The sequence below is a fragment of the Pseudomonas sp. LS2P72 genome, assembly GCF_054897865.1.
In genome coordinates, this window is record NZ_CM142708.1 from 1,543,030 (window position 1) to 1,567,778 (window position 24,749).

At 59.1% G+C, this 24,749-nt stretch carries 20 protein-coding genes, 1 tRNA gene and 2 pseudogenes; 10 read left to right on the forward strand and 13 right to left on the reverse strand.

The window, feature by feature from the left end; translation table 11 throughout:
- Positions 1-41: 41 nt before the first annotated feature.
- The 3 genes from ACYZUA_RS07105 to ACYZUA_RS07115 form a co-directional block, all read right to left on the reverse strand.
- A complete protein-coding gene (locus ACYZUA_RS07105) occupies positions 42-1,214 on the reverse strand; it encodes a hypothetical protein (RefSeq protein ID WP_461962551.1) in 1,173 nt (390 codons plus the stop codon).
- A 184-nt stretch (positions 1,215-1,398) separates the two neighbouring features.
- Entirely contained in the window at positions 1,399-1,719 is a 321-nt protein-coding gene (locus ACYZUA_RS07110) for a hypothetical protein (protein ID WP_461962552.1), read from the reverse strand.
- Positions 1,720-1,927: 208 nt separating this feature from the next.
- The gene (locus ACYZUA_RS07115; protein ID WP_461962553.1) at positions 1,928-3,346 is read right to left on the reverse strand and encodes a short-chain fatty acid transporter; all 1,419 of its coding nucleotides are present in this window, start codon (positions 3,344-3,346) and stop codon (positions 1,928-1,930) included.
- A 202-nt stretch (positions 3,347-3,548) separates the two neighbouring features.
- Between ACYZUA_RS07115 and ACYZUA_RS07120 the strand changes: the two genes are divergently transcribed.
- Positions 3,549-4,865, forward strand: a complete 1,317-nt coding sequence (locus tag ACYZUA_RS07120; protein WP_461962554.1) for an MFS transporter — start codon at positions 3,549-3,551, stop codon at positions 4,863-4,865.
- 89 nt (positions 4,866-4,954) lie between these two features.
- On the opposite strand, the gene ACYZUA_RS07125 is transcribed toward ACYZUA_RS07120, so the two are convergent.
- On the reverse strand, positions 4,955-5,350 hold the full coding sequence (locus ACYZUA_RS07125; RefSeq protein WP_461962555.1) for a DUF6124 family protein: 396 nt from the start codon (positions 5,348-5,350) through the stop codon (positions 4,955-4,957).
- A gap of 628 nt (positions 5,351-5,978) precedes the next feature.
- On the opposite strand from ACYZUA_RS07125, the pseudogene ACYZUA_RS07130 reads away from it, so the two are divergent.
- The 3 genes and pseudogenes from ACYZUA_RS07130 to ACYZUA_RS07140 form a co-directional block, all read left to right on the forward strand.
- Positions 5,979-6,617 (forward strand): annotated as a pseudogene (locus ACYZUA_RS07130) (PAS domain-containing protein); the annotation flags it as partial.
- A 150-nt stretch (positions 6,618-6,767) separates the two neighbouring features.
- Positions 6,768-7,205: pseudogene (locus ACYZUA_RS07135) on the forward strand (methyl-accepting chemotaxis protein); the annotation flags it as partial.
- Between the two features lie 57 nt (positions 7,206-7,262).
- Positions 7,263-7,862: a flavin reductase family protein gene (locus ACYZUA_RS07140; RefSeq protein WP_461962556.1), complete on the forward strand. Its 600-nt coding sequence runs from the start codon at positions 7,263-7,265 to the stop codon at positions 7,860-7,862.
- Positions 7,863-7,874: 12 nt separating this feature from the next.
- Here ACYZUA_RS07140 and ACYZUA_RS07145 read toward each other — a convergent pair whose 3' ends face one another.
- A complete protein-coding gene (locus ACYZUA_RS07145) occupies positions 7,875-8,243 on the reverse strand; it encodes a cupin domain-containing protein (RefSeq protein WP_046048322.1) in 369 nt (122 codons plus the stop codon).
- Between the two features lie 76 nt (positions 8,244-8,319).
- A complete protein-coding gene (locus ACYZUA_RS07150; protein ID WP_461962557.1) occupies positions 8,320-9,129 on the reverse strand; it encodes an AraC family transcriptional regulator in 810 nt (269 codons plus the stop codon).
- Between the two features lie 150 nt (positions 9,130-9,279).
- Here ACYZUA_RS07150 and ACYZUA_RS07155 point away from each other — a divergent pair, with 150 nt between their 5' ends.
- The 3 genes from ACYZUA_RS07155 (at position 9,280) to ACYZUA_RS07165 (ending at position 11,491) form a co-directional block, all read left to right on the forward strand.
- The gene (locus ACYZUA_RS07155; RefSeq protein WP_461962558.1) at positions 9,280-9,921 is read left to right on the forward strand and encodes a LysE family translocator; all 642 of its coding nucleotides are present in this window, start codon (positions 9,280-9,282) and stop codon (positions 9,919-9,921) included.
- 10 nt (positions 9,922-9,931) lie between these two features.
- Positions 9,932-11,026, forward strand: a complete 1,095-nt coding sequence (ddlA, locus tag ACYZUA_RS07160) for a D-alanine--D-alanine ligase (RefSeq protein ID WP_461962559.1) — start codon at positions 9,932-9,934, stop codon at positions 11,024-11,026.
- 81 nt (positions 11,027-11,107) lie between these two features.
- Complete coding sequence (locus ACYZUA_RS07165; RefSeq protein ID WP_461962560.1) at positions 11,108-11,491, forward strand: TOBE domain-containing protein; 384 nt, start codon at positions 11,108-11,110, stop codon at positions 11,489-11,491.
- Positions 11,492-11,498: 7 nt separating this feature from the next.
- Here ACYZUA_RS07165 and ACYZUA_RS07170 read toward each other — a convergent pair whose 3' ends face one another.
- Positions 11,499-12,653 carry a Fic family protein gene (locus ACYZUA_RS07170; RefSeq protein WP_461962561.1) on the reverse strand — a complete coding sequence of 385 codons (1,155 nt, stop codon included), beginning with the start codon at positions 12,651-12,653 and terminating at the stop codon, positions 11,499-11,501.
- A gap of 262 nt (positions 12,654-12,915) precedes the next feature.
- Entirely contained in the window at positions 12,916-14,748 is a 1,833-nt protein-coding gene (ggt, locus tag ACYZUA_RS07175; RefSeq protein ID WP_461962562.1) for a gamma-glutamyltransferase, read from the reverse strand.
- 164 nt (positions 14,749-14,912) lie between these two features.
- Here ggt and ACYZUA_RS07180 point away from each other — a divergent pair, with 164 nt between their 5' ends.
- Positions 14,913-16,022, forward strand: coding sequence for a DUF2817 domain-containing protein (locus tag ACYZUA_RS07180; protein ID WP_461962563.1), 1,110 nt, complete (start codon positions 14,913-14,915; stop codon positions 16,020-16,022).
- Here ACYZUA_RS07180 and ACYZUA_RS07185 read toward each other — a convergent pair.
- The 3 genes from ACYZUA_RS07185 to ACYZUA_RS07195 form a co-directional block, all read right to left on the reverse strand.
- Positions 15,926-16,834: a bestrophin-like domain gene (locus ACYZUA_RS07185; protein WP_095130363.1), complete on the reverse strand. Its 909-nt coding sequence runs from the start codon at positions 16,832-16,834 to the stop codon at positions 15,926-15,928. The two genes, ACYZUA_RS07180 and ACYZUA_RS07185, sit on opposite strands and share 97 nt — an antisense overlap.
- Positions 16,835-16,978: 144 nt before the next feature.
- Positions 16,979-17,055, reverse strand: a tRNA-Met gene (locus ACYZUA_RS07190).
- Between the two features lie 116 nt (positions 17,056-17,171).
- On the reverse strand, positions 17,172-19,229 hold the full coding sequence (locus ACYZUA_RS07195; RefSeq protein ID WP_095130365.1) for a methyl-accepting chemotaxis protein: 2,058 nt from the start codon (positions 19,227-19,229) through the stop codon (positions 17,172-17,174).
- A gap of 332 nt (positions 19,230-19,561) precedes the next feature.
- Here ACYZUA_RS07195 and ACYZUA_RS07200 point away from each other — a divergent pair, with 332 nt between their 5' ends.
- Both ACYZUA_RS07200 and ltrA read left to right on the forward strand, forming a co-directional pair.
- Positions 19,562-20,779 carry an MFS transporter gene (locus ACYZUA_RS07200; RefSeq protein WP_461962564.1) on the forward strand — a complete coding sequence of 406 codons (1,218 nt, stop codon included), beginning with the start codon at positions 19,562-19,564 and terminating at the stop codon, positions 20,777-20,779.
- Between the two features lie 579 nt (positions 20,780-21,358).
- The gene (gene ltrA / locus ACYZUA_RS07205) at positions 21,359-22,780 is read left to right on the forward strand and encodes a group II intron reverse transcriptase/maturase (protein ID WP_461959972.1); all 1,422 of its coding nucleotides are present in this window, start codon (positions 21,359-21,361) and stop codon (positions 22,778-22,780) included.
- 93 nt (positions 22,781-22,873) lie between these two features.
- On the opposite strand, the gene ychF is transcribed toward ltrA, so the two are convergent.
- Together ychF and pth are read right to left on the reverse strand one after the other, a co-directional pair.
- A complete protein-coding gene (gene ychF / locus ACYZUA_RS07210; protein WP_064675906.1) occupies positions 22,874-23,974 on the reverse strand; it encodes a redox-regulated ATPase YchF in 1,101 nt (366 codons plus the stop codon).
- Between the two features lie 23 nt (positions 23,975-23,997).
- The gene (gene pth, locus ACYZUA_RS07215; protein ID WP_309676573.1) at positions 23,998-24,582 is read right to left on the reverse strand and encodes an aminoacyl-tRNA hydrolase; all 585 of its coding nucleotides are present in this window, start codon (positions 24,580-24,582) and stop codon (positions 23,998-24,000) included.
- Positions 24,583-24,749: the final 167 nt, after the last annotated feature.

The following is a 24,749-nucleotide window of genomic DNA, read 5'->3' on the forward strand; positions in this document are numbered from 1 at the left end:
TCTACTGTCACTTATGACAGTAGACCCGCCGTTCATCGTTTTTACAGAGACGGGACAGGGATCGCAGGCGCGGGTACCGGAGCTTTCAGCTGTTTGAGCTGAGATTTGATCGGTGCCGTCGCGCACTTGGCCACGGCTTTTTCGGGCGTCAGGTTGCGGATCGAGGTATAGAACAGCTCGCAGGTTTTTTCTGACTGGGCCACTTGCCAGGTTTGGGTGCAACTTCTCAGTTCAATGTCGGGATTACTGTCCGGTTGGCGGCCCATGGCGGCCTGCCAGCACGCGGCACTCAAATCCTGGCCCATGACTTTAAGGCCGGCGGCGTCGGCCTTGGCCTGGGCATCGCTGCCGGTATAGCTTTCCGGGTCGGCGGCGTACCAAATGTAGCTTGGGTGGTTGGAACCCAGCACTGGCACTTTCACCCCTTCGCTCGGACTGATGCTGACCAGGCCCAGCACGTTCACGGTCGGCCCGTATTGCTGCTTGATCCAGTTACGCACCGGGGCGCCGAAGGCGACCATCGGCAACGCCGCACCACTGGCGTTCTGGCTGAGTTGCTTGACCATCGTGGTCTGGTAGTCCTTGAAGTAGTCGTAGACGCCTTCCAGGTCCTTGCCGGCGTTGGACGGTGCGGCAATCGGTGCGATGTCGATGATGGTCTGGTAGCCCGGCGTCTGGTCGGCCGGGATTCCGTTGACTGTCAGCAGTGTGGCCCAGCGATCGGTGGTGGCGGATCGCAAGTAATCCTGAGCCTGGGTCAACGAATAGTCGGGTGGGAAGTGCAACAGTTCAATGCTTTTGCGGTTTTCCAGGGCCATGCCCAGTGGCAGGAACAGATACCAGCTGTAAGCCCACTTGCCGTCGGCATTCAGCTTGCTGGCGCCGGTATAGGCCAGATCACCGGTATCGAGCAACGCCGTCAACGGTTTTTCATAGCCACGGGGTACGCCGCTGATTTCGGCATAGAGCTGATTGTTATCGGTTTTGACCAGCACTTTCGCCGCGCTGTAACCATCGCGCTGCACGCTTTGGGTCAGGTAATGCTCGACCGTTTGCTCCAGCGTCCAGTTGCGAAAACAGATCACGTTGCAGTTGTTGGGGTAAGCGAACAGGCGGGTGACGCGTTCGGTACTGCCCAGCTTCAGGCCGACATCGGCATGGGCGGCGGCACTCAAGGTGAGGGCCGCGAGGGTGAATCCTGCGAATTTGAACATGCTCAGATCCTTTTCAGCGTGGTCCCGTTGATTGGGGTTCGCGCCATACTGGATCAGCGGCGTTACGCAGAAAAGTGTTTGCGTGTAGTTTTTTGCGTAGAGCCTGCGGTGTGTATGCCAGGAACGCTCGGTTATGGCGTCCGGCCCGGGCTTTATGTCTATGGGCCGAACGGAGGTTGAAGCGTTACAACAGCTTTAGTGCCAAATGAGTACCGGCGCGCAAGTACTCGACCTGTGCAAATACGGCATCCTTGACGATGGCCTCTCCTGTATCGGTCAGTTTGGCTTTTTTGGCATCAATGATGGACGTTTGCGTTAATTGCATGACCACATCCATCGCTTTTTGAAGGGCGGTCAAATTGTTGTGCTGGCCGAACTCGCGGACGACAGCGTCCATACGGCGATCTGCATCATCACGCAGCTTTTGATATTCAACGACTGAAACCCTACCGTCCTGGTAAATCTCGTTAATCATCTCTTCCAGCGTTTTCGAAATTAAAGACATGTGTTGTTCATCCTTGGTCAGTGCTGTCTTGATTTAAAAAGTTGTGAGCTGTCGGAGTTTACTCGGCGAATTTTAGGTTGGAGATAAGAACTCTCCGGGTTTCATGTCAGGCGCAATCGAGCCGGTTTGTAGGATAAATCCAGGCGTTTGTTTCATGCCCAAGCAGGTGAAATTGCACCTGCCCGCAGCAGGTGCAATCGCTTACGTATTACGGCATCACCGGCGCCGTATACGTCAGCGTCGTTCCCAACGCCCACAGCAGAAACAGTACCAGTGGCGTGTGTACCAGCAGTTGCACGAACGAAAACCCGATCAAGTCCCGTGCCTTCAACCCGAGCACACCCAGCAGCGGCAGCATGTAGAACGGGTTGATCAGGTTCGGCAAGGCTTCGGCGGCGTTGTAGATCTGCACGGCCCAGCCCAGGTGGTAGTTCAGGTCGGTGGCCACTTGCATGACGTACGGCGCTTCGATGATCCATTTGCCCCCGCCGGACGGGATGAAGAAACCGAGGATCGCCGAGTACACGCCCATCAGCAGCGCGTAGGTGTCGTGGGACGCGATTTGTACGAAAAAGGTCGAGATGTGGTGAGCCAGCGACTGAGCGTCAGTCCCTTTGACGGTGGTCATCAGCGCGGCGATCGAGCCGTACAACGGGAACTGGATCAGTACGCCCGTGGTGGTCGGCACCGCACGGCTCACCGCGTCAAGGAAGCTGCGCGGGCGCCAGTGCAGCAGGGCACCGAGCATGATGAACAGGAAGTTGTAGGTGTTTAGCCCGGAAATCGCACTGATCGCCGGTTTGGTCGAGAACTCGTGGAACAGCCATCCGGCCGCCAGCAGCACCAGCAAAATCGTCAGCAGCGGGCTGTGCTCCAGCCATTCGCCGGGGCGGGTGCGCGGTTGCAACGGCGGCAGGTTGAAGCTCGGATCGATGCCGCAGGCTTTGGCATCACGGGCCGAGTTCGGGCCGGGTGCAGTGGCGTAGGCAATGATCAGCGAGATCACGATCAGTGCCAGCAACATCACACCGGACTGCCAGAGAAAGATCGTTTGCGTGAAAGGAATCACCCCAGTGATCGACAGAATCGACGGCGGCAGGCTGGCCGGGTTGGCCTGCAATTGCGCGGCGGACGAGGACAGGCCCAAGGCCCACACCGCGCCGAGACCCAGATAGGCGGCGGCACCGGCGGCACGGTAGTCCATTTTCAGATCGGTACGGCGGGCGAGGGCGCGCACCAGCAAACCGCCAAACACCAGCGACAGCCCCCAGTTCAGCAGCGAAGCGACCATGGAGATCAACGCAACCCAGGCCACGGCCGAGCGGCCGTTTTTCGGGATCCGCGCCAGCCGGTCGATCAGTTTCACCGCCGGTGGCGAGCTGGCAACCACATAACCGCCGATCACCACGAAAGCCATCTGCATGGTGAACGGGATCAGGCTCCAGAAGCCGTCACCGAAGGCCATGGCGGCGTCGGTGGGTTTGGCACCCATGAACAGGGTCGCCACGGCAACGATAATCACCGCCAGTGCGGCAAACACCCAGGAGTCGGGGAACCAGCGTTCGGCAAAACTTGAGCAGCGCAGGGCAAAGCGGGCAGAGCGGGTATCTTCGATATCAGCGGCCACGGGTATACCTCGAATTTTTATGTTTGTTGTGGTCTTCCGGGCCGCAAAAGGCCCGTCTAGACAGCTGTCAACAGTAAAACAATCGGTTCTTTTTTGTGACGAAGTTTTACGCATCTAGGACTTTGGTCTAACGGGTTGTCCGTTGGCGCGTTTGCGTAGACCATGGGCGCCTTGGTTTTTTGCCTATGCCAGAGTTCTTTTCATGACCGCCAACACCCACTCGCACCCGGCGCCATTCACCCGCTCGGACTACAAGACCCTCGGCCTTGCGGCCCTTGGCGGCGCGCTGGAAATCTACGATTTCATCATTTTCGTGTTTTTTGCCCTGACCCTCAGCCAGCTGTTCTTCCCACCGGAAATGCCGGAGTGGCTGCGGCTGCTGCAAAGCTTCGGGATCTTCGCTACCGGTTATCTGGCGCGGCCGTTGGGCGGGATTCTGATGGCGCATTTCGCCGACCGACTGGGCCGCAAGAAGGTCTTCAGCCTGAGCATCCTGATGATGGCGCTGCCCTGTCTGCTGATCGGCATCATGCCGACCTACGCGCAGATCGGTTATTTCGCACCGCTGTTGCTGTTGGCGCTGCGAATCCTCCAGGGCGCGGCGGTGGGTGGCGAAGTGCCGAGCGCCTGGGTGTTCGTCGCCGAGCATGCACCGGCCGGGCATCGCGGTTATGCCCTGGGTTTTCTGCAGGCCGGGCTGACGTTTGGTTACCTGATCGGTGCACTGACGGCGACGTTTCTGGCACAGGCGTTCACTCCGGCGGAAATCCTTGATTACGCCTGGCGTTACCCGTTTCTGCTGGGCGGTGTGTTCGGTGTAATCGGTGTCTGGCTACGCCGCTGGCTCAGCGAAACCCCGGTGTTCATGGCCATGCAGGCCCAGCGGGATGCAGCTGTCGAACTGCCGCTGCGCACGGTCTTGCGTGAACATCGCCTGGCCATGCTGCCAGCGATGATCCTCACCTGCGTACTGACCTCGGCGGTGGTGGTGTTCGTGGTGATCACCCCGACCATGATGCAGAAAACATTCGGCATGACCGCCAGCCACACCTTTGCCTTGAGTGCCTTGGGCATTGTCTTTCTGAATATCGGCTGTGTACTCGCCGGACTGCTGGTCGACCGCATTGGCGCCTGGCGCACGGTGATGCTTTATAGCCTGCTGCTGCCATTGGGCATCGGCGTGCTCTATACCTGCCTGATCATCGGTGGCAGCTGGATCGGCCTGGCGTATGCGGTGGCCGGCCTTGGTTGTGGGGTGGTCGGCGCGGTGCCGTCGGTGATGGTCAGCCTGTTCCCGGCGCGGATTCGTGTCTCGGGGATTTCCTTCACCTACAACATTGCCTACGCCGTCTGGGCGAGTATCACACCGTTGTTGCTGATCGGTCTGATGCCGTGGAGCCCATGGATCTGCGTGATCTTCTGCGCGGTGATGGGGGTTGTGGGTGTGAGCAGTGCCGCGTATTTCGGCGCGCGCATGCCCAATGTCGGGAGCCGCAGCGTGACTCCCTGCGCTCAGTGACAGTCGGCGTATTTCGGCGTAGCGGGGGAGCGGAAAAAAGAATGGGCACGCCAACCAGGTTGGGTGCCCATTTTTTTGTGGGTGACGGATTAGGTGAAGCGGGTTTGTTGCCTGGCGAAAATCGCCGCCATCTCGGGGTCATCCAAATGATCCAGCATTCGTTCCACCAACAAATGCACGCCGTCAGCCATGCGGCTGAGCGCCAGGGCTACGGAGCGGCGTGAGCCGTCCACATCATCGGCGAGGTTGGCGGCGATGGCGCTGATGGACAGCAAATCTTCCGAGGCATTGGCGAGCAGGGTTTCAGGGTTGATACCCGGGCAGACGCTGAAGAGCTGGCCGTTGCGCTTGGGTGGTTTGGGGTCGGCTGGCGGGAAGTGATGGTCGAGGGCGCGCTCGGCGGCTTCGTTGAGTTTGTTTGAGTCGGGGCTTTCGTAGGGGGAGACCGGATCGGTGTCGGGTGGGTTGGGTGTGACCTTGAACATGGTAACTTTCCTATAGTAGGGCCGTGACCATCTCGCGACTAAACGAAAAGGAGGCGGCTGTGCGCAAGTTAGTCGACCGGTAAAGCCACCAAAACCCGGCGCGCCCGAAAGCGCCATGCGCACAGCCACCATCAAGTGCAGGCGAACCTGACTGGATAACACTTGTGCAACCGTTGATGACTAGCCGGGCGACTAAACCCGATCACTGATGGGCAGTGACAGGAACCAAGTTACCGACCACCCCCAAGGCGCACAAGCCGGCAGATTCTGGCGTAGCTGTAGGCAACGACGCAAGGTGTTGTAGCTTGCAGGAAGTAACCTTGAGCCGTTTTCAACAAGTGCTGTCGAGCGGTGTTTAATTTGCGGAAATGTTGGGAAGAAACGATGTTCGACAACCATTCGGCTTCTGACGACAAGACGCGCATCAAGTTGCCTAACTATTTTTGTAGGACAACCCTGAAACACTCTTCAGAAAATATCCCTGAGGCCGATGGTTAGGCTGCATGCCGCTTTCTATCCCTGTCCATCGGTGTATCCCATGTTCAACAAACGCTTGAAGCAGGAGCTGTCGGCTCTTCGCGAAGAACTCTCCAGCCTCCAGCAAGTGAAGGAAAGTCTGGAAAGCGAGATGCTGGTCTTGACCCTCGATACCGATGGGCGGATTCAATCGGTCAACCAGAACTTCATCGGCGAGATGCTCTACAAAAGCAGCGACCTGCTAGGGCGACACATCGAAGACATCGTTCCGGCCCATGTGAAGTCGGACGAATTTCACCAGCGCTTCAAGGTCGCGTTGACCCGTGGCGAGCACTTTGCCGGCACGGTGCGTTTGTTGCGCGGCAATGGCCAGGAAGCCTGGCTGCGCTCGATCGTGCAGCCGGTCCGGTCCGCGGACGGCCGGATCAAACACTTCTCGATTTATTCCAGTGACCTGACCCGCACCATCGAAGCGTCACGTGAACATGAGAACCTGATCGGCGCGCTCGTGCGTTCCACGGCGGTGATCGAGTTCGATCTCAATGGCAATGTGTTGGCAGCCAACGAACGGTTCCTCAGCGGCATGGGTTACAGCCTGGCGCAAATCAAGGGCAAACATCACCGCATGTTCTGCGAGCCCGAGGAATACAACAGCGCCGGGTATCAGGACTTCTGGCGCCGCTTGAATGCAGGCGAGTTCATTGCCGCCCGTTTCAAGCGCTTCGACAGCAACGGTCGCGTGGTCTGGCTGGAGGCTTCCTACAACCCGGTGGTCGATGCCAACAACAAGCTCTACAAAGTGGTGAAGTTCGCCACGGTCATTACCGATCAAGTCAATCAGGAGCAAGCCGTCGCCGAAGCGGCCAACATTGCCTACAGCACCTCGCAACAAACCGACAGCAGCGCGCAGCGGGGTAACGCTGTGGTGACTCAGGCGGTCAACGTGATGCGTGACCTTGCCACGCACATGCAGACCGCCGGTGAAGGCATCGAAGCGCTGAACGAGCAGTCGCTGGTAATCGGCACCATTGTCAAAACCATCAGCGGGATTGCCGAACAGACCAACCTGCTGGCGCTCAACGCGGCCATCGAAGCGGCTCGGGCCGGGGAACAGGGGCGTGGTTTTGCGGTGGTGGCAGATGAGGTCCGGCAATTGGCTTCGCGCACCAGCCAGGCAACCGATGAGATTGTCGGCGTAGTACGTCGGAATCAGGACATGGCGCGCAACGCCGTGGCGCTGATGACCGAGGGCAAACTCCAGGCTGAACAGGGACTGGCGCTGGCGGCAGAGGCGGGGACGGTGATTGTCGAGATTCAGGACGGCGCACAGAAAGTAGTAAACGCGGTCGGGCAGTTTGCCAATCAGTTAGCGACTTGATGCCTGCCATCGTGGCGTAAATCGCTACAATCGGCCTTTTCCCCAGGAGCAGCCATCATGAGCGTTTCTCACCGCCGTCCGGTCCCCTTGGCCAAGGCGTATCGTCTGCTCAATCACGGCCCGACCGTGCTGGTCAGCGCGGCTCATGATGGCCAGCGCAACATCATGGCGGCGGCCTGGGCCATGCCGCTGGATTTCGAGCCACCGAAAATTGCCGTGGTGCTGGACAAGTCCACCTGGACACGGCAACTGCTGGAGGCTTCGGGCACGTTTGTGCTGAACGTTCCCTGCGCCGTCCAGGCCGATATCGTCCAGACCGTGGGTTCGACGTCCGGCCTGGAATTGACTCGGGACCAGGGCCGGGACAAGTTCCAGGTCTATGGCTTGCCGACCTTCAGCGCTGAATTGATCGATGCGCCGATGCTCGAAGGCTGCGTCGCCTGGCTGGAATGCCGACTGCTGCCGGAGCCCGGCAATCACCAGCAGTACGATCTGTTCCTGGCCGAAGTGATTGCCGCTCAGGCAGACGAGCGGGTGTTCAGTGACGGTCGCTGGCATTTCGAAGGGCAAGACGCGCTGCGCACCTTGCATCATGTGGCGGGCGGGCATTTCCTGAAAATCGGCGATCCAGTGGACGGCAAAACCTTGCAGCCATAAGCAGCCGGCCTTTCACACCCAGACGTCATTCTGCGCAGTGCGCTCGCCACCTTCGTTGCCGGTGTTCAGCACACCCTTGGGCTCGATCAGCAGGAGTTTCACCTCCTGCTCGGCGAACGGTTTGTGTTCGACACCTTTTGACACCACATACATTTCGCCAGCGTTCACCAGCACGTGGCCATCGCGAAAGTCGATACGCAATTGCCCTTCGAGCACGATGAAGGTTTCGTCGGTATCAAGGTGATCGTGCCAGATGAAGTCCCCCAGCAGTTTCACTACCTTGAACTGGTAGTCGTTCATTTCGGCGATGACCCTGGGCGTCCAGTACGGGTCGATCCTGGCGATTTTTTCAGCGAAGTTCAGGCTTTCGTAAGCTTTCATGAAGCAGCTCTCGTGGTTGATCGTAAATCCACGATAGCCGGCGCATCGGCGTACTTCTTGAATGATTGTGCGTGGCTCAGCGGCGGTGCATTTTCATCCAGCGGGCCGGCGACAGGCCGTAGGTTTTGCTGAACTGCCGGGTCATGTGGCTCTGATCGGTGAAGCCGGCGATCAGCGCAGCGCTGACCAATGGCTGGCCCTGAATCAGCAGCGAGCGGACCAGGTCGAGGCGGCGCATGGTCAGGTATCGATAAGGGCTGGTGCCGAACAACAGGCGAAAATCCCGTGACAGGCTCCAGCGATCGCGACCGCTGTGTTGCGCCAGTTCTTCCAGCGTCACGGTGCGATCCAGTGCGCTGTGGATAAATTCCCGCGCGCGTTCGGCGGCCACGTAGTCGAAGCTCTGGCGGGTGGCAGGCACTCCGCAAACGCTGTTCAAGGCTTGGGCCAGATCGAACAGCGCATCCTGCTCTTCCAGAGACTCGAGGGGACAATCGAGGCTTCGCAGCAGCACGGCGGTCGCGGCGAACAAACGTGGATCGTTCGACAGGCCGGTCTTGATAAATGGCAACGGCTGCCCGCCGAGCATCTGCTGGATCAGTGCCGGCTCGATGTACATCATTCGGTACTGGAACCCGGTCTCGGTGCCGGCTTCGCCATCGTGAACTTCGTCCGGGTGCAGCACCATGGTCCCGCCCGGCAGACTGTGGCGCCAGCCACCGCGGTACTGAAAACTCTGCACACCGGCCAGTGTGTGGCCGATGGCGTAGGTGTCGTGGCGGTGAAGGTCGTAGCCGTGGCCTGCAAAAAATGCTTCGAAACGCTGAAGCCCGCCGACGTCGGGCGCGCGGTGGAACCAGTCGATGGGGGGCGTGTGCTTGGCCATGGTGGTGTTGCCTTGAACTCGATGCTGAACACGTTACCCCACTGACCAACCGCCTGTCTGCTGCCTATCGAATCTCCCGGCTGGTGGAAAATCCCGGACTAATGTTGCAAGGTGTTGCATATTTTTTAAGCCACGAAGGCGCCTCACATCATGGAAGTATCCCACCTGAGCTACGCCGCTCCGTTGTTGTCGTTGGCGCTGTTGTGGACGGTTGCGGTGGTGACGCCGGGGCCGAATTTCTTCAACACCGCGCAACTGGCTGCCAGTTGCTCCCGGCGCCACGGGGTTGTCGCCGCACTCGGCGTGGCCACGGGCACGGTGCTGTGGGGGTTGGCGGGTGGCCTGGGCATCAAATCGCTGTTCAGCGCTGCGCCGACGCTCTACCTGAGCTTCAAGATTGCCGGCGGTTGTTACCTGATTTATCTGGGCTTGAAGCAGTTCAAGCGCAAACCACCGAGTGTACGGGGCGATAGCGGATCGCTGAATGGCGCAGGTCGCACGCTGCTATCGGCGTATGGCCGGGGCTTTGTGGGCAACATGACCAATCCCAAGGCAGCGCTATTCGTTGCAACGATTTTCGCTACGGCCATGCCAGCCTCGCCGCCACCGATGTTGCTGGCGCTGGCCGTGCTGACCATGGCGACCTTGTCATTCAGTTGGTATTGCAGCGTGGCGCTGCTGTTCGCCAGCCGGCGGGTCGCGGGTGCTTATGATCGTTCGCGTAAATGGCTGGATCGCTTCGCCGGTAGTTGCTATCTGTTGTTCGGCGCACATCTGGTGGCCAATCGTTAAGGAGTTCTGAATGAGCAAACTGCGGGTAGGCATTATTTTTGGCGGCCGTTCGGCTGAACACGAAGTGTCGCTGCAATCGGCGAAAAACATCGTCGATGCGCTGGATCGTTCGCGCTTCGAACCGGTGCTGATCGGCATCGATAAACAAGGCCACTGGCACCTTAACGACCCTTCGAACTTCCTGCTCAACCAGGAAAACCCGGCGCTGATCGCCCTCAACCAGTCGAACCGTGAACTGGCCGTCGTGCCGGGCAAGGTCAGTCAGCAATTGGTGGAAACCTCCAGTCAGGAACTGCTGGGCCACGTCGACGTGATCTTCCCGATCGTCCACGGCACCCTGGGTGAAGACGGTTGCCTGCAAGGGTTGCTGCGCATGGCTGATCTGCCGTTTGTCGGCTCCGACGTGCTCGGTTCCGCCGTCTGCATGGACAAGGACATCAGCAAGCGCCTGCTGCGTGACGCCGGGTTGGCGGTCACGCCGTTCGTCACCCTGACCCGCGCCACCGCGGCGCGTACCGGATTCGCCGAGGTGCAAGGCAAACTCGGCCTGCCGCTGTTCGTCAAACCGGCAAACCAGGGGTCTTCCGTGGGCGTGAGCAAGGTGAATGACGAAGCCGAGTACGCGTCGGCAATAGAACTGGCCCTGGGTTTTGATGAGAAAGTCTTGATCGAGTCCGCCGTCAGCGGTCGTGAGATTGAATGCGCAGTGCTCGGCAACGAAAACGCCATCGCCAGCGGTTGTGGCGAGATCGTGGTACGCAGCGGGTTCTATTCCTACGACAGCAAATACATCGACGCTCAAGCGGCGGAAGTGGTGGTGCCGGCTGACATCAGCATCGAAGCCAGTGAACGCATCCGTGCCCTGGCCGTCGAGGCGTTTCAGGTGTTGGGCTGTTCCGGGCTGGCGCGGGTCGACGTGTTCCTGACCGACAGCGGCGAAGTGCTGATCAATGAGATCAACTCGTTGCCCGGCTTCACCCGCATCAGCATGTACCCCAAGCTATGGCAGGCCGCCGGTATGACTTACAGCGAGCTGGTCAGCCGTTTGATCGAGCTTGCGCTGGAGAAGCATCAGGCGAGACAGGGGCTGAAGATCTCTCGCTAGGCTGAGTACAACAATAATTATTCGAGAAGATACGTCATGAAAGTCAGCGCACGTAACGTCTTCAAAGGCACCATCAGTTAATTGCAGCCCGGCGCGGTCAACGCCGAAGTCTCACTGAAACTGTCGGGCGGCAATGAACTGGTGGCCGTGGTGACCATGGAAAGCGTGAAGAACCTCGGCCTGGCGGTCGGCAAGGACGCGGTCGCGCTGGTGAAGGCGCCGTGGGTCATGTTGATGACCGAATCCAGCGACATTCGCCTGTCGGCGCGCAACTGCCTGGAAGGCAAGATCACCAGTGTCATCAATGGCGCCGTGAACTCCGAAGTGGTCATCCAGCTCGACGGCGGCACCGAAGTCTATTCGATCGTGACACGCCAGGCTGTGGCAGAACTGGGCCTGGCACCGGGTGTGAGTGCGACTGCGGTGATCAAGGCGTCGCATATCATTTTGGGTGTGCCGGCCTGATACGCCTTCAAGGATTTTCCAGCGGCTCGGGGATAAAACCTTGCTCTCTAAGCCCCTTGATGACACCTCGGATCAGGTAGTTATTAGAAAATCCAATGGTGTACTGCCTTGCTCCTTCGTTGATTGGAAGGAGCATTCCTTGGCTCACCAGTTTTTTAATCAAGTAGGTGCGTTGGCTAGCTGATAGGTCTGGTAGTGCATGGGCGAGATCTGCAGACTTAACAACGCCTTCATTGATCGCTATATCCAGCACAGCTTCTTCTGTTTTGGTAATCCACTCGCGCTGACGAGCGAATGTAACGGCAGGCATGAGAATTGAGTGTTTGAGGTAGGCGTAGTCGGTAAGTCGATCAACCTTGGCAATCTCATCCTTCACACCTTCCAGCACATAGACACACCACGCTTCGAGACTTGCTTTCGTGCCGGTGTCAGCCACACCTAGCATTGCGTAATAGCGCTCGCGATCGTTACAGAAAACGGCTGTGGGATTCAGCACTCTCCCGCCTGTGTTTACGTTGAACCCATATTTCATCAAGAGTGCGTAAGTGAGTAGTCTCACTACGCGGCCGTTACCGTTTCCAAAAGGATGAATCCATCCGAATCGATGGTGCGCCAAGGCGACTTTCATCAGGTCGTATTTTGGCAGGTCATCATGGTTCACGAAGGCAACCAGCTCTTGCATGTACCCTGGTATCTGAACTGCTTCTGGCGGAAGATGCTCCGACTGTGCGATACGTACTGGCGTTTGACGATAGGCGCCCGGAGTTCGGTCGCCTTCACGCTCAAGTTGCTGGACGGTCATCGCATGTATTTCGCGAATGGTCCGTTCGGTCAAAGGTTCACCTGGCTGCATGATTTCTTCGATATAGCTCATGGCCTTTTCGATGTTGGCAACTTCACGCAGTTGGTCGCTATCCGTTGCCTTACCCTCGATTTTGTTGTCCAGGTAGTCGGCCAAGGTTGTGTGGTTACCCTCAATCCGTGCTGACCCCAGGCTTTCCAATGTGTGGAAAATTGCCTTGAGCTGAAAAAATACCGGGGCTGGAGTATCGCCTTCAAGTCGGAGCCGTCGTAGGTGTTCCAGCTCACTCAACACGTCCACCAACGGGGAGTCGAAAGTTGGATTCAGGAGCTGAAGTTCATGATGGGCAAATTCGGGCATATGGAATTTATCTCTGGCGTTGAGGGGAGTTATCTCTAATGAGGCCCTCAACAGGCCCTATTTATAGGGCTATTTTTGATGCGGGTGTAAAAATTATCTCTAATCGTTCTCTATGTGAAGTCGAAAGCTGTAACGAGATAAGTGAAAAGGGCGTGCTTGGAAAAGCGGTTGGTGGCCTCACGTTCTTTACTCAATCAATAGTAAACAAACATAAAAAAAAGGCCTACCTCCCGGTAAGCCCTTGCTCATTCCCACGTAGGACTCAATCCCCCAACGCCGCTCCCTCACGTCGCGGATCAGCCCCACCCGCCAACGACGTTTTCCCCTGCGCATCCTTCACTCGAACAATCGCCTGAGTCCCGCTGGTCATGTCGATCTCGTTCACACTGTGGCCTTTGTCCTTCAGCGCCTGAATCAGTGTCGGGCTGAACTGCCCCTGTTCCAGCTCCGTCGGGCCATTGCGGCTGCCGAAGTTGGGCAGGCTGATGGCGGCTTGTGGGTCGAGGTTCCAGTCGAGCAGGCCGATGGTGGATTTGGCGACGTATTCGATGATCTGCGAGCCACCGGGGGAGCCGATGGTGGCGAGGAATTCGCCGCTCTGGCGGTCGAAGATCAGCGTCGGTGCCATGGACGAGCGTGGGCGTTTGCCGGGTTCGACGCGGTTGGCAACCTTCTGGCCATTCTCTTCGGGGATGAACGAGAAGTCGGTCATCTGGTTGTTCAGCAGGAAACCCTGAACCATCAGGTGCGAGCCGAACGCGGATTCCACGGTGGTGGTCATGGACACGGCGCCGCCTTCGTCATCCACTGCCACCACTTGCGAGGTGGAGATGCGCAGCGGCGAACGGTCCGGTGCGTAGGCGACCTGAATACCCGGCGGGGTACCGGGTTTGGCTGTGCCCATGCTGCGATCGCCGATCAGGGCCGCGCGGTCGGCCAGATACGCAGGGTCCACCAGTCCTTTGACGGGAACGGGCACGAAGTCTGCGTCGGCCACGTACAGCGCGCGGTCGGCGTAGGCCAGGCGTTCGGCTTCGGAGATCAGGTGTACGGCTTCAGGCGCCGGCTCAACGCCCGCAGGTTGGCTGGTCTTGACCGGTTTGAGCGGCGCCAGGGCAAATCGCGGGTCACGGGTTTCCAGAGCCTGCAAGGTGCCGAGGATCTGCGCCACGGCGATCCCGCCTGACGACGGCGGCGGCATGCCGCAGACCTGCCAGCGTTTGTAGTCGGTGCACAGCGGCGCGCGTTCCTTGGCGCTGTAGCCTTTGAGGTCGTTCAGCGACAGGCTGCCCGAATTGGCGTGGCCCTGAACCTTGGCGACGATCTCTTGTGCGATAGGGCCTTTGTACAATGCATCCGGTCCTTCCTTGGCGATGCGTTTGAACACCGCGGCCAGTGCCGGGTTTTTCAGTTGCGTGCCTGCGGCTTTCGGGCTGCCATCGACGTTCAGGAAGTAGGCCGCCATGTCCGGCGAGCGTCGAATGGACGAGTCCGAGGCGACCAACCGGTGAAGGCGTGGCGAGATGGCGAAGCCTTGCTCCGCGAGTTTGATCGCCGGTTCGAACAGCTGCGCCCACGGCAGATGACCGTGTTTCTGATGGGCCAACTCAAGCGCTCGCAAAACGCCCGGTGTCCCCACCGAACGCCCGCCAATCTGCGCCTGGGTGAACGGCATCGGTTTGCCGTCGGCTTGCAGGAACAGCTTCTCGGTGGCGCCGGCGGGAGCGGTTTCGCGACCGTCATAAGTGCGCACAGCCTTGCCATCCCACAACACGATCAGTGCGCCACCGCCAATGCCCGAGGATTGCGGCTCGACCAGGGTCAGCACGGCTTGCATCGCAATCGCGGCATCGATTGCCGAACCGCCCCGGCGCAACATCTCCCGCCCGGCCTCGGCTGCGAGCGGATTGGCCGCGGCCGCCATGTGTTTTGAGGCGTGTCGGGTTTGCAGGTCAGTGCGATAGCCCGACGCGACTTCCGGCGCAATAGGTAGCGTCGAAGAGGTCGGGACGCTACAGGCTGCGAGGGTTAAAGCGGCAGCGATCAGCGAAAATGCTGACAGGCGATAGCGGCTCAAGTGCAAGGCTGATAACACGTGGGGGCACTCCGTCCGTGGGAAAGATCAGGGGACTTTATCGGCCGAAAGGATGTGACGCAAACCTAGGCCTACAGCAAAGATGCTTTTGCCCTTCATGACTCCAAGGATTTTCTGTAGGGTCTAGGGCAACAGACTGGCCAGAAGATCAACAAGAGGCAGACATGCAGACCGAGTTCCCCACCCAGCCAAGTTACCGCACCCAGCGTGATCAATTCCTGGTCGCTGCGACCGCGGCCGGTGCGACGCTGACCGAGTACCCGCATCCGCTCAAAGGGCCGTTCGGTGAGCCGTTGAGCACCGATGTGGCCGTGCTGGGTGATCCGCGCGCCAAGCGTTTGCTGATTGCGCTGAGTGGCACTCATGGCGTCGAAGGCTTCTACGGTTCGGGATGTCAGATCAAGTGGTTGCGGGAGTTGGGCAAGCGTTCTTTGCCGGCCGATGTCGCGGTGGTGATGATCCACCTGATCAATCCGTGGGGCACTGCGTGGCTGCGTCGGGTCAACGAAGACAACATCGACCTGAACCGCAATCACCTGAACTTCGACCACGCATTGCCAGATAATCAGGCCTACGCAGCGCTGCATGAAATCTATGCCTGCACGCAGTTGCAGGGCCCGGAGCGTGATCGCGCCGATGCCTTGCTCGAGGCGCAGATCAACGAACACGGCTGGCCCGCGGTGATGTCGATTGTGGAGGGCGGCCAGCACCGTCATCCCGACGGTTTGTTTTACGGAGGATTGTCCCCGAGCTGGTCGAATCGCACGTTGCATCAGATCATCCAAAAGCATGTTTCGCATGCCGAAGTGGCGATGTGTTTCGACTTGCACACCGGCGCCGGGGAGTACGGTCATCCGATGTTGCTGACCATCACCGAAGCGGCGTATCCAGCGCTAGCAGATGCGCAGGCCATTTATGGTCCCTGGCTCTATACCTTGCACACGGGCGCCGACACGCTGAGCGAAACCGGCGTTGCGGCCACCGCCACCGGCTACACCTCGCAGGCGTTGATCAATGCGTTGCCGAACGTGCGGTTGATGCCGTTTGTGATCGAGTGCGGGACGTATCCCGGCGCCGAGGTTCATCGTCATCTGCGCGATGATCACTGGCTGCATCTGCACGGCAATCCGAGTGATGCCGTGGGGCGCGGGATCAAACTGAATCTGCTTGAGCAGTTCTATCCCGCCGACAGCGACTGGCAGGCGATGGTCTGGCTGCGCACCTGGCAGATTTGGGAACGGGCGTTGTCAGCATTGCCGGCAATTCGTTCCTGACGTGATTTACGGGGAAGTGGCCTCTGGTTGCCCGAACTCATGCGGTTCAAATCTTCCTGCAACCGCAGCATGCTTTCTTCGCCGACGCGGATGAAGCCGCTGCGGGGCTGATCCAGGTCGAGGATGACGGTGAAGACCATGGCAATCAGGATCGCGAAGACGGCCGTCGAACCGTGCCGTCGACGGTGGCCCAGGCCATAGCTGTAAGCGATCAAACCCAGCGCACCGATGGCCACGACGAACAGCAGATTGATGACGGTTGCCGGGACATGATTGTCCTGCGCGGCGCGGCGCTTTTCATTGACGTTGTAGACGTCGGTCAACGACTGGATCACCAGGTTCATGGCGGCTGTCGCTTCGCCCTGGGCCTCGGCGGTGGCAGCCAGATTCCATAACTGGTCCTCGATCGTCCGGGACGATTCGCTGGCCGCCTTCAACAGTATCTCGTCCGTGCCGGCGCGCATGAATTCAATCCGCGCCGAGACGTAATCCTTGAGCAGCGCCGACATCTTCCCGCGCAGATCAGACGGCAGTAGCTTCGCCCGCAAATAGGTCGAGCCGATCACCGTGACTTCATCTTGAATCAGTGTTTTGCGCGCTTCGAAACGTGAGGTGGCCATGGCGAAGTTGAAACCCAGCAACAACGCGAGCAGACCGAGGAGGGCGGTTTGCAAAACGGTGAGGTGGGATCGGTTCGAATCACTGCTGTGGGTTCGGTGATGACGGCCGAGACGAAAAGCGAGTTCCAGCACCACGCAGAAGATGGCGACCACGATGAAAAACAGAATGATCTCGTCCAGGCCCCAGTGCATAGGGTGGTCTCTCTGCGTTTAAGCTTTGGCATTAACTGTAGGAGAGAACCGCGAAGAGCGGGCATTAACCGCTCTGTGGGCCGGGAGCACTTTTCTCGAGGCATAAAAAAACGGCCTACCTTTCGGTAAGCCGTTTTTAGTACTTGGTGGCTACACAGGGACTTGAACCCCGGACCCCAGCATTATGAATGCTATGCTCTAACCAACTGAGCTATGTAGCCAAGTGGCGCGCATTATTGGCTCGTAACTGAGATGTGTCAAGCGTAAATCTAAAATATTTCTCTACGCTTTCAACCGCTTATCCACCTGACCCGAAAAAACGGGCCAGGGGAGGGCGTCAACTGAGCTGAAATCTCCCGGTATTGGCACTCAAGGCCTTGCTGCCCTGGCTCAAAGTGTCCGCCGCCAGATTCACCGCCCGCGCGCCTTCGAGCAAGCGTACCGCCGCCTGATCGACTTGCTGGATGTTGCCGCTGACCTCGTCGGCGGTGGTCGCTTGCTCGTCGACCGCTGTGGCGATCTGCGCCAGGGTGTCGGTGACACTTTGCACAGCACTGGCAATTTCCCCCAAGCGTTCGCCGAGGCCAGTGACGGCCTGGGCGTCGGACTGAGCCTGGCCGCAAGCGGCTTCCATCAGGCTCACCGCTTCGTTCACGGTACTGCGCAGGCTGTCGACAGTGCCGGCAATCTGTGCGGTGGAGGATTGGGTGCGTTGCGACAGGCTGCGTACTTCATCGGCCACCACCGCAAAGCCACGACCTTGCTCACCCGCGCGAGCGGCCTCGATGGCGGCGTTAAGTGCCAACAGGTTGGTCTGCTCGGCCACCCCGCGAATGGTGTCCACCACCAACTGAATCTGCTGCCCTTGCTCACTGACCCGGCCCAGTGCCGCAGCGGTGTCATTCAAGCGTTGATTGAGTTGCTGAATGCTCGCCGTCGTGCGCTGGCTGTCACGGCTGCTGTCGGCGGCGATGCGCTGGGTGTGCTGAGCGCTGCCAGAAGCCTGTTCGCAACTCTGGGCGACCCCTTGCGAGGTCGCGGCCAATTGCGTGGCCGCCGCCGCGATCTGGCTGATCTGCAACTGCTGAGCTTCGACTTCCCCAAGGGCGCCGCTGGAGTGATGGTTGAGGGTGCGCACCGCGTTGCTCAGTTGCAAGGTTTCATGATCGACCCCCAGTAAGCTGTTACGCAGTTGCACCACCGCGACGTTGAGGGCGGTGCTGATGGCGGCCAGTTCGTCGCGGCCCTCCACCGGTACTTGCAGACTCAGATTGCCGTCGCGCAAGGCTTCGGCCAGCAGGGTAATGCCGCTGGTGCTACGGCGAATCGAGGCTTGCAAGCAGATGAACAGATACAGCGCGGCCAGCAGCAGGCAGCCGAAAATGGTCGCTACCAGGATGAACTGGCGGATGGCAGAACCGTGGTAATAGTCCAGACGTTGATCCAGTGACACCAACGACTGCTGACGCAACGAAGCGAGGTCGGAGAGGAGGCCGTCGAGACTTCGTTCAAATTCTTCCGGCTTGAGCTTGATACTGCCGCCGAACACGCCGTCATCGAGGACTTTCAATTCGGCGTCCAGGTGCTTGAGGCTGTCATGGTATTGCCCGGCCCAGGCTTGCAACGCGCTGGGCAGTCGCGCTTCCAGCAGGCTGGCGGTTTTGACCAGCTGCTCCCGGGCATCACCGATGCGGCTGCGTAAGTCGCGCAATTGCAGGCGGCTTTGCAGGGTGAACTGCCCGGACACTACAGAGGCCTGGCCGACGCTGGCGAGACGGCCGACTCGCTCAATCAGGTCTGGCGCGTGTTGCGTGGAGATTTGCGTCAGCAGATAGGTTTCCAGCCACGGCGCCAGCGTCAGGCGATTGTCCATGGCGATCTGCTCGCGCAAGGCTTGCAGCGCACTCAAGGCATTGGTGAAACGATCGTAACCGTCCGGCCACCAACCGACGCTGCTCAAGCTTTTCGAGTCGAGGCCGTTGAGGGCGGTTTGCAGGGCTTGATAACGGGCCAGGGTTTCGCCCTCGGCGCCTTCGGTTTGCAGTGCGTTGCCGAGGTCCGAGGTGGCTTGGGCGACGGCTGGCTGAACCGTATCGAAAGCAGCCATCGCCGCGATCGTCGCGGGTGTCGGCTGACGATTGGTTTCCGTGGCGCGCCAGCGAGCCGCGCGGTCACGCTGGGCGGCGAGCAGATTATCCAGTGCATCGAGGGCGAGCAGTTGCCGAACCCCGGCACGTTCGCCGGAGATCAGGTTCAGTTTGTCGCGATAGTCCTGACCGATCATCCACAGACTGCCCGCCAGCGGCAGGATAAACAGTAGAAATAACAGCTGAAATTTGCGTGCGAAGCCAAAACGCCCCAGTAACCCGATCCCCGGTGATAAAAAAGCCTGCATGCCCCATGACTCCTCTGGACACCACGCGCCATTGGCGTGCGTCGAGACCGTTGCGGCCGCGACCTGTGCCCTTTTAAAAGGCCTCGAAAGTTCACCCTCGCCAGCTCTGTAGGCCGGCTCTGTAGCGAAACTTCCCATTCTCGGTCCCCTTTGTAAGGGGCCGCGTTGAAGCGGATTACCAAGGCAAGATTCAGACCATGGCGTTGCGCTATCACCTTTTCAGTGATGAAAGTCGAAGTCGTTAGCAGGCTAAGGGGATGGCGCTGCTGCACCGAAAAATGGCACATTGACGCACCTGCCTGTGTGCACCCATCTGTTGTACGGAAACTCTTATGGCTATCAGCAATGTCCAGACCGGCGCGCAGCCGGCATCCGCGACTTCACAAAGCAGCCCTTTGGTCATGCGCATCATCGGCGCCGTGGCGCTGGCGCATTTGATCAACGACTTGATCCAGTCGGTGCTGCCGTCGATCTATCCGATGCTCAAGGCCAACTATGGCCTGACTTTCACCCAGGTTGGCTTGATCACTTTGACGTTCCAGCTAACGGCTTCGCTGTTGCAGCCGTGGGTCGGTTACTACACCGATCGGCACCCCAAACCCTGGCTGCTACCGGCCGGGACGGTTTGCACATTGATCGGCATTTTGATGATGTCGGTGGTCGGCAGTTTTCCGATGATTTTGCTGGCGGCAGGATTGATCGGTATCGGCTCCTCGACCTTTCACCCGGAAGCTTCTCGCGTGGCGCGATTAGCGTCTGGCGGGCGGTTTGGTTTGGCGCAGTCGACGTTTCAGGTCGGCGGCAATGCAGGCTCAGCCTTCGGTCCGTTGCTGGCTGCGGCGATCATCATTCCTTTCGGTCAGGGCCATGTGGCCTGGTTCGGATTGTTCGCGGTGTTTGCGCTGTTCGTGCTCTATCGGATCAGCCGCTGGTACGCCAATCACTTGAGCCTGTTCAAACTCAAGCAAGGACAGGCGGCGACGCATGGCTTGTCGAAGAACCGCGTGATCAGTGCGCTGGTGGTGCTCGGGTTGCTGGTGTTTTCCAAGTATTTCTACATGTCCAGCCTCACCAGCTACTTCACGTTCTACCTGATCGAGAAGTTCGACCTGTCGGTGGCGAGTTCACAGTTGCATCTGTTCCTGTTTCTCGGAGCGGTAGCGGCGGGGACCTTCTTCGGTGGGCCGATCGGCGACAAGATCGGGCGTAAGGCGGTGATCTGGTTCTCGATCCTCGGCGTCGCGCCGTTCACCCTGATCCTGCCTCACGTCGACCTGTTCTGGACCAGCATCCTCAGCGTCGTGATCGGCTTCATCCTGGCGTCAGCATTCTCGGCGATCGTGGTGTATGCGCAGGAACTGGTGCCGGGCAATGTCGGGATGATTGCCGGGGTGTTCTTCGGATTGATGTTCGGCTTTGGCGGGATTGGTGCGGCGTTGCTTGGGCATCTGGCGGACATACACGGCATCGAATACGTGTACTTGCTGTGTTCGTTCCTGCCGTTGTTGGGTGTGCTGGCGATCTTTCTGCCAAGAACTAAAAAAGCCTGAAAACACGCGGTCCCGTAGGAGCAAGGCTTGCCCGCGATGAACGATGACGCGGTGCATAAGGCAAATCGCGTAACGGCCATCGCGAGCAAGCTTTGCTCCTACAGGAATTTCAGGCACAAAAAAGCCGCGTTTAAACGCGGCTTTTTCTTGGGGTGCGCCAGGCATGGCGCGTTGCGCGTAAGCGCAACCAGTTTGGCTGTGGTGGCCACGCTGGTGACTTGGAGGTGAGAGTCCTCTACACACCCGGCAAGGGGAAGTGTTAGCCAGAGGCAAGGGTGTCGCGGGTGACTGCGAATCTGAAGGAAGCCCGAGGCAAAATGCTGGCCTGACGAACAGGAAGCGGATAGAGGCGGCGCAGCGGGGTAAGACGGCCCAAATCGTCAAAGCCCAATACTTGCACGGAACGCTGTGACGTAAATCCGACAGGCATAAGCAGGAAGGTCGCGCGAATTACCCTGGGAGATCTGCACGTTTGCCACTGTGCTACCGAGCGTCGAGAGGCGACGGGATGAACGTGCAGAAGTCAGCCGAGGCCGTAGTAAGTGACGAATAACCACGTCACCAAGGGCCGAACAGGTTATGCCGCCAGTAGGCGTCAGAGTCTCGTCGAGTATCGAAATGCAGAAATTTCTCCCAGAGAAGACTGTTACCCCGAGTCCCGGACAGTATCCGAGGATGACGGCTGACAGGGCAGAGGTATCGACGGCGTCTGTGGCGTGGACGAACGCGGAGCCGGACACGCTGATGGCGCGGGTGCTTGCACCGGCGAACCTCAAGCGTGCGTATCACCGCGTGGTCAGCAACAAGGGCGCACCGGGTGCCGATGGCATGACGGTCGATGACTTGGCGGGCTACGTAAAACAGTATTGGCCGACCCTCAAGGATCGGTTGCTGGCCGGTGAGTACCACCCGCAAGGTGTATGCGCCGTCGACATCCCCAAACCCAAAGGCGGCACAAGACAGCTGGGTATCCCCAGCGTCGTGGATCGCCTGATCCAGCAGGCTCTGCTGCAACAGCTCACGCCGATCTTCGACCCGCTGTTCTCGGACTACAGCTACGGTTTTCGTCCGGGCAGAAGCGCCCACCAAGCCCTCGAAACCGCTCGGGACCATGTGGCAGCGGGTCACCGCTGGTGCGTGGAACTTGATCTCGAGAAGTTCTTTGATCGGGTCAACCACGATGTCCTGATGGCTTACGTGACGCGTCAAATCGAAGATAAGCGGGTGCTCGCGCTGATCCGTCGTTACCTCGAAGCGGGAACGATGTCGGGCGGACTCGTCAGCCGACGGCAGGAAGGGACGCCGCAAGGCGGCCCGCTCTCGCCGTTGCTGTCGAACATCCTGCTCAACGAACTCGATCGCGAACTGGAACGGCGAGGCCATCGCTTCGTGCGTTATGCCGACGACGCCAACATTTATGTGCGCAGTCGTCGTGCGGGTGAGCGAGTGTTGGCTGGGGTTGAGCGCTACCTGAATCAGCGTCTGAAACTGACGCTGAATCGGGAAAAGAGCTGCGTAGCACGGCCTTGGGTCTGCGACTACTTGGGCTATGGGATGAGCTGGCATAAACAGCCAAAGCTGAGGGTAGCGAGCATAAGCCTGCACCGCCTACGCGATCGACTCAGGGAAATCTTGCGTCGGATACGGGCTCGCTCAATGAGGTATATCGTCGAGCAAGTAACGCCCGTACTGCGTGGTTGGGCTGGCTACTTCAAGCTGACTCAGAGCAAGCGGCCACTTGAGGAACTGGACGGATGGGTGCGTCACAAACTTCGTTGTGTCATCTGGCGTCAATGGAAGCGGCCCTCTACGAGGGCGCGCAACTTGATACGTTTGGGACTCGACGAGGCGCGGGCGTGGAAATCGGCGACCAATGGCCGAGGCCCATGGTGGAACTCGGGAGCGTCGCATATGAATCAGGCGCTACCGAAGAAGCTGTGGGATCGACTCGGGTTGGTCTCGATACTGGATACGATAAACCGGCTTAGCCGCATAACCTGAACCGCCGTATACGGAACCGTACGTACGGTGGTGTGAGAGGACGGCGGCTGTGAAGCCGCCTCCTACTCGATCGGGTGCTTCGTCCTGAATAACTTAGACGTTGAAACGGAAGTGCATCACGTCGCCGTCTTTAACGATGTAATCCTTGCCTTCCAGACGCCATTTGCCAGCTTCTTTGGTGCCGGCTTCGCCCTTGTACTGGATGAAGTCGTCGTAGGCGATGACTTCGGCGCGGATGAAGCCTTTTTCGAAGTCGGTGTGGATCACGCCAGCAGCTTGTGGTGCGGTGGCACCGACGCGGACGGTCCAGGCGCGGACTTCTTCGACACCGGCGGTGAAGTAGGTTTGCAGATGCAGCATTTCGTAGCCGGCGCGGATTACGCGGTTCAGGCCAGGCTCTTCGAGGCCCAGGGCTTCGAGGAACATGTCTTTCTCTTCGCCGTCGTCCAGTTCGGCGATTTCAGCTTCGATCTTGTTGCAGACCGGAACCACCATAGCGCCTTCTTCTTCGGCGATGGCTTTGACGATGTCCAGCAGCGGGTTGTTCTCGAAACCGTCTTCAGCGACGTTGGCGATGTACATGACCGGCTTGGTGGTCAGCAGATGGAAACCACGAATCACCGCTTTGTCGTCGGCGCCCATGGTCTTCATCAGCGTACGCGCAGGCTTGCCGAGGGTGAAGTGAGCGATCAGTTGCTCCAGCAGGCCTTTCTGGACCACGGCGTCCTTGTCACCACCCTTGGCGTTGCGGGCGACTTTCTGCAGTTGCTTCTCGCAGCTGTCGAGGTCGGCGAAGATCAGTTCCAGGTCGATGATTTCGATGTCGCGTTTCGGGTCGACGCTGTTGGAGACGTGAATCACGTTCTCGTCTTCGAAGCAGCGGACTACGTGCGCGATGGCATCGGTTTCACGGATGTTGGCGAGGAACTTGTTGCCCAGGCCTTCACCTTTCGAGGCGCCGGCCACCAGGCCTGCGATGTCGACGAATTCCATGGTGGTCGGCAGGATACGCTTGGGATTGACGATGGCCGCCAGGGCTTCCAGACGCGGATCCGGCATCGGCACGATACCGGTGTTCGGTTCGATGGTGCAGAAGGGGAAGTTCTCGGCCGCGATCCCGGATTTGGTCAGGGCGTTGAACAGGGTGGACTTGCCGACGTTAGGCAGGCCGACGATGCCGCAATTGAATCCCATGGTGTTTTCCCCGAGGAGTAGAGTCAGGCCTTCTGGCTGTGCAGGTTTTTCATCGCGCGGTTCCATTCACCGGCGAGGATATCCGGCAGCACGCCGAGGGCAAAGTCGATGCTGGCATCGAGTTTTTCCTGTTCGGCGCGTGGCGCACGACCCAGGACGAAATTTGAAACCATACTGGCAACGCCCGGGTGGCCAATGCCAAGCCGCAAGCGGTGAAAGGTATTCTGATTGCCCAGTTGCGCGATGATGTCGCGCAACCCGTTGTGACCGCCATGGCCGCCGCCCTGTTTGAGCTTGGCTACACCCGGTGGCAGGTCGAGTTCGTCATGCGCCACCAAAATTTCTTCAGGCGTAATGCGGAAGAAGCCGGCAAGTGCCGCGACGGCCTGGCCGCTGCGGTTCATGTAGGTGGTGGGAATCAGCAGACGAACATCCTGACCCTGATGCGAATAGCGCCCGGTCAGGCCGAAATATTTGCGATCCGCAACAAGGTTTACGCCTTGTGCGTTCGCGATGCGCTCAACAAAAAAGGCCCCTGCGTTATGCCGGGTCTGTTCGTATTCAGCGCCTGGATTTCCCAGGCCAACGATCAGTTTGATGGCAGTCACGATAGGGGCCCTTCCTTGGAGTGGTGGATAACATCGCCGCGACAGTTGTGTGCGGCGAAAGTGGACGACAAGTGCTCATTTACCATTATGTAAACTCCGCGTTCTCGCCCGCTTTCTCGCTACGCTCTAGTCCGCGATGTTTCCGGTCACTCCGGCGAACAGAGTGA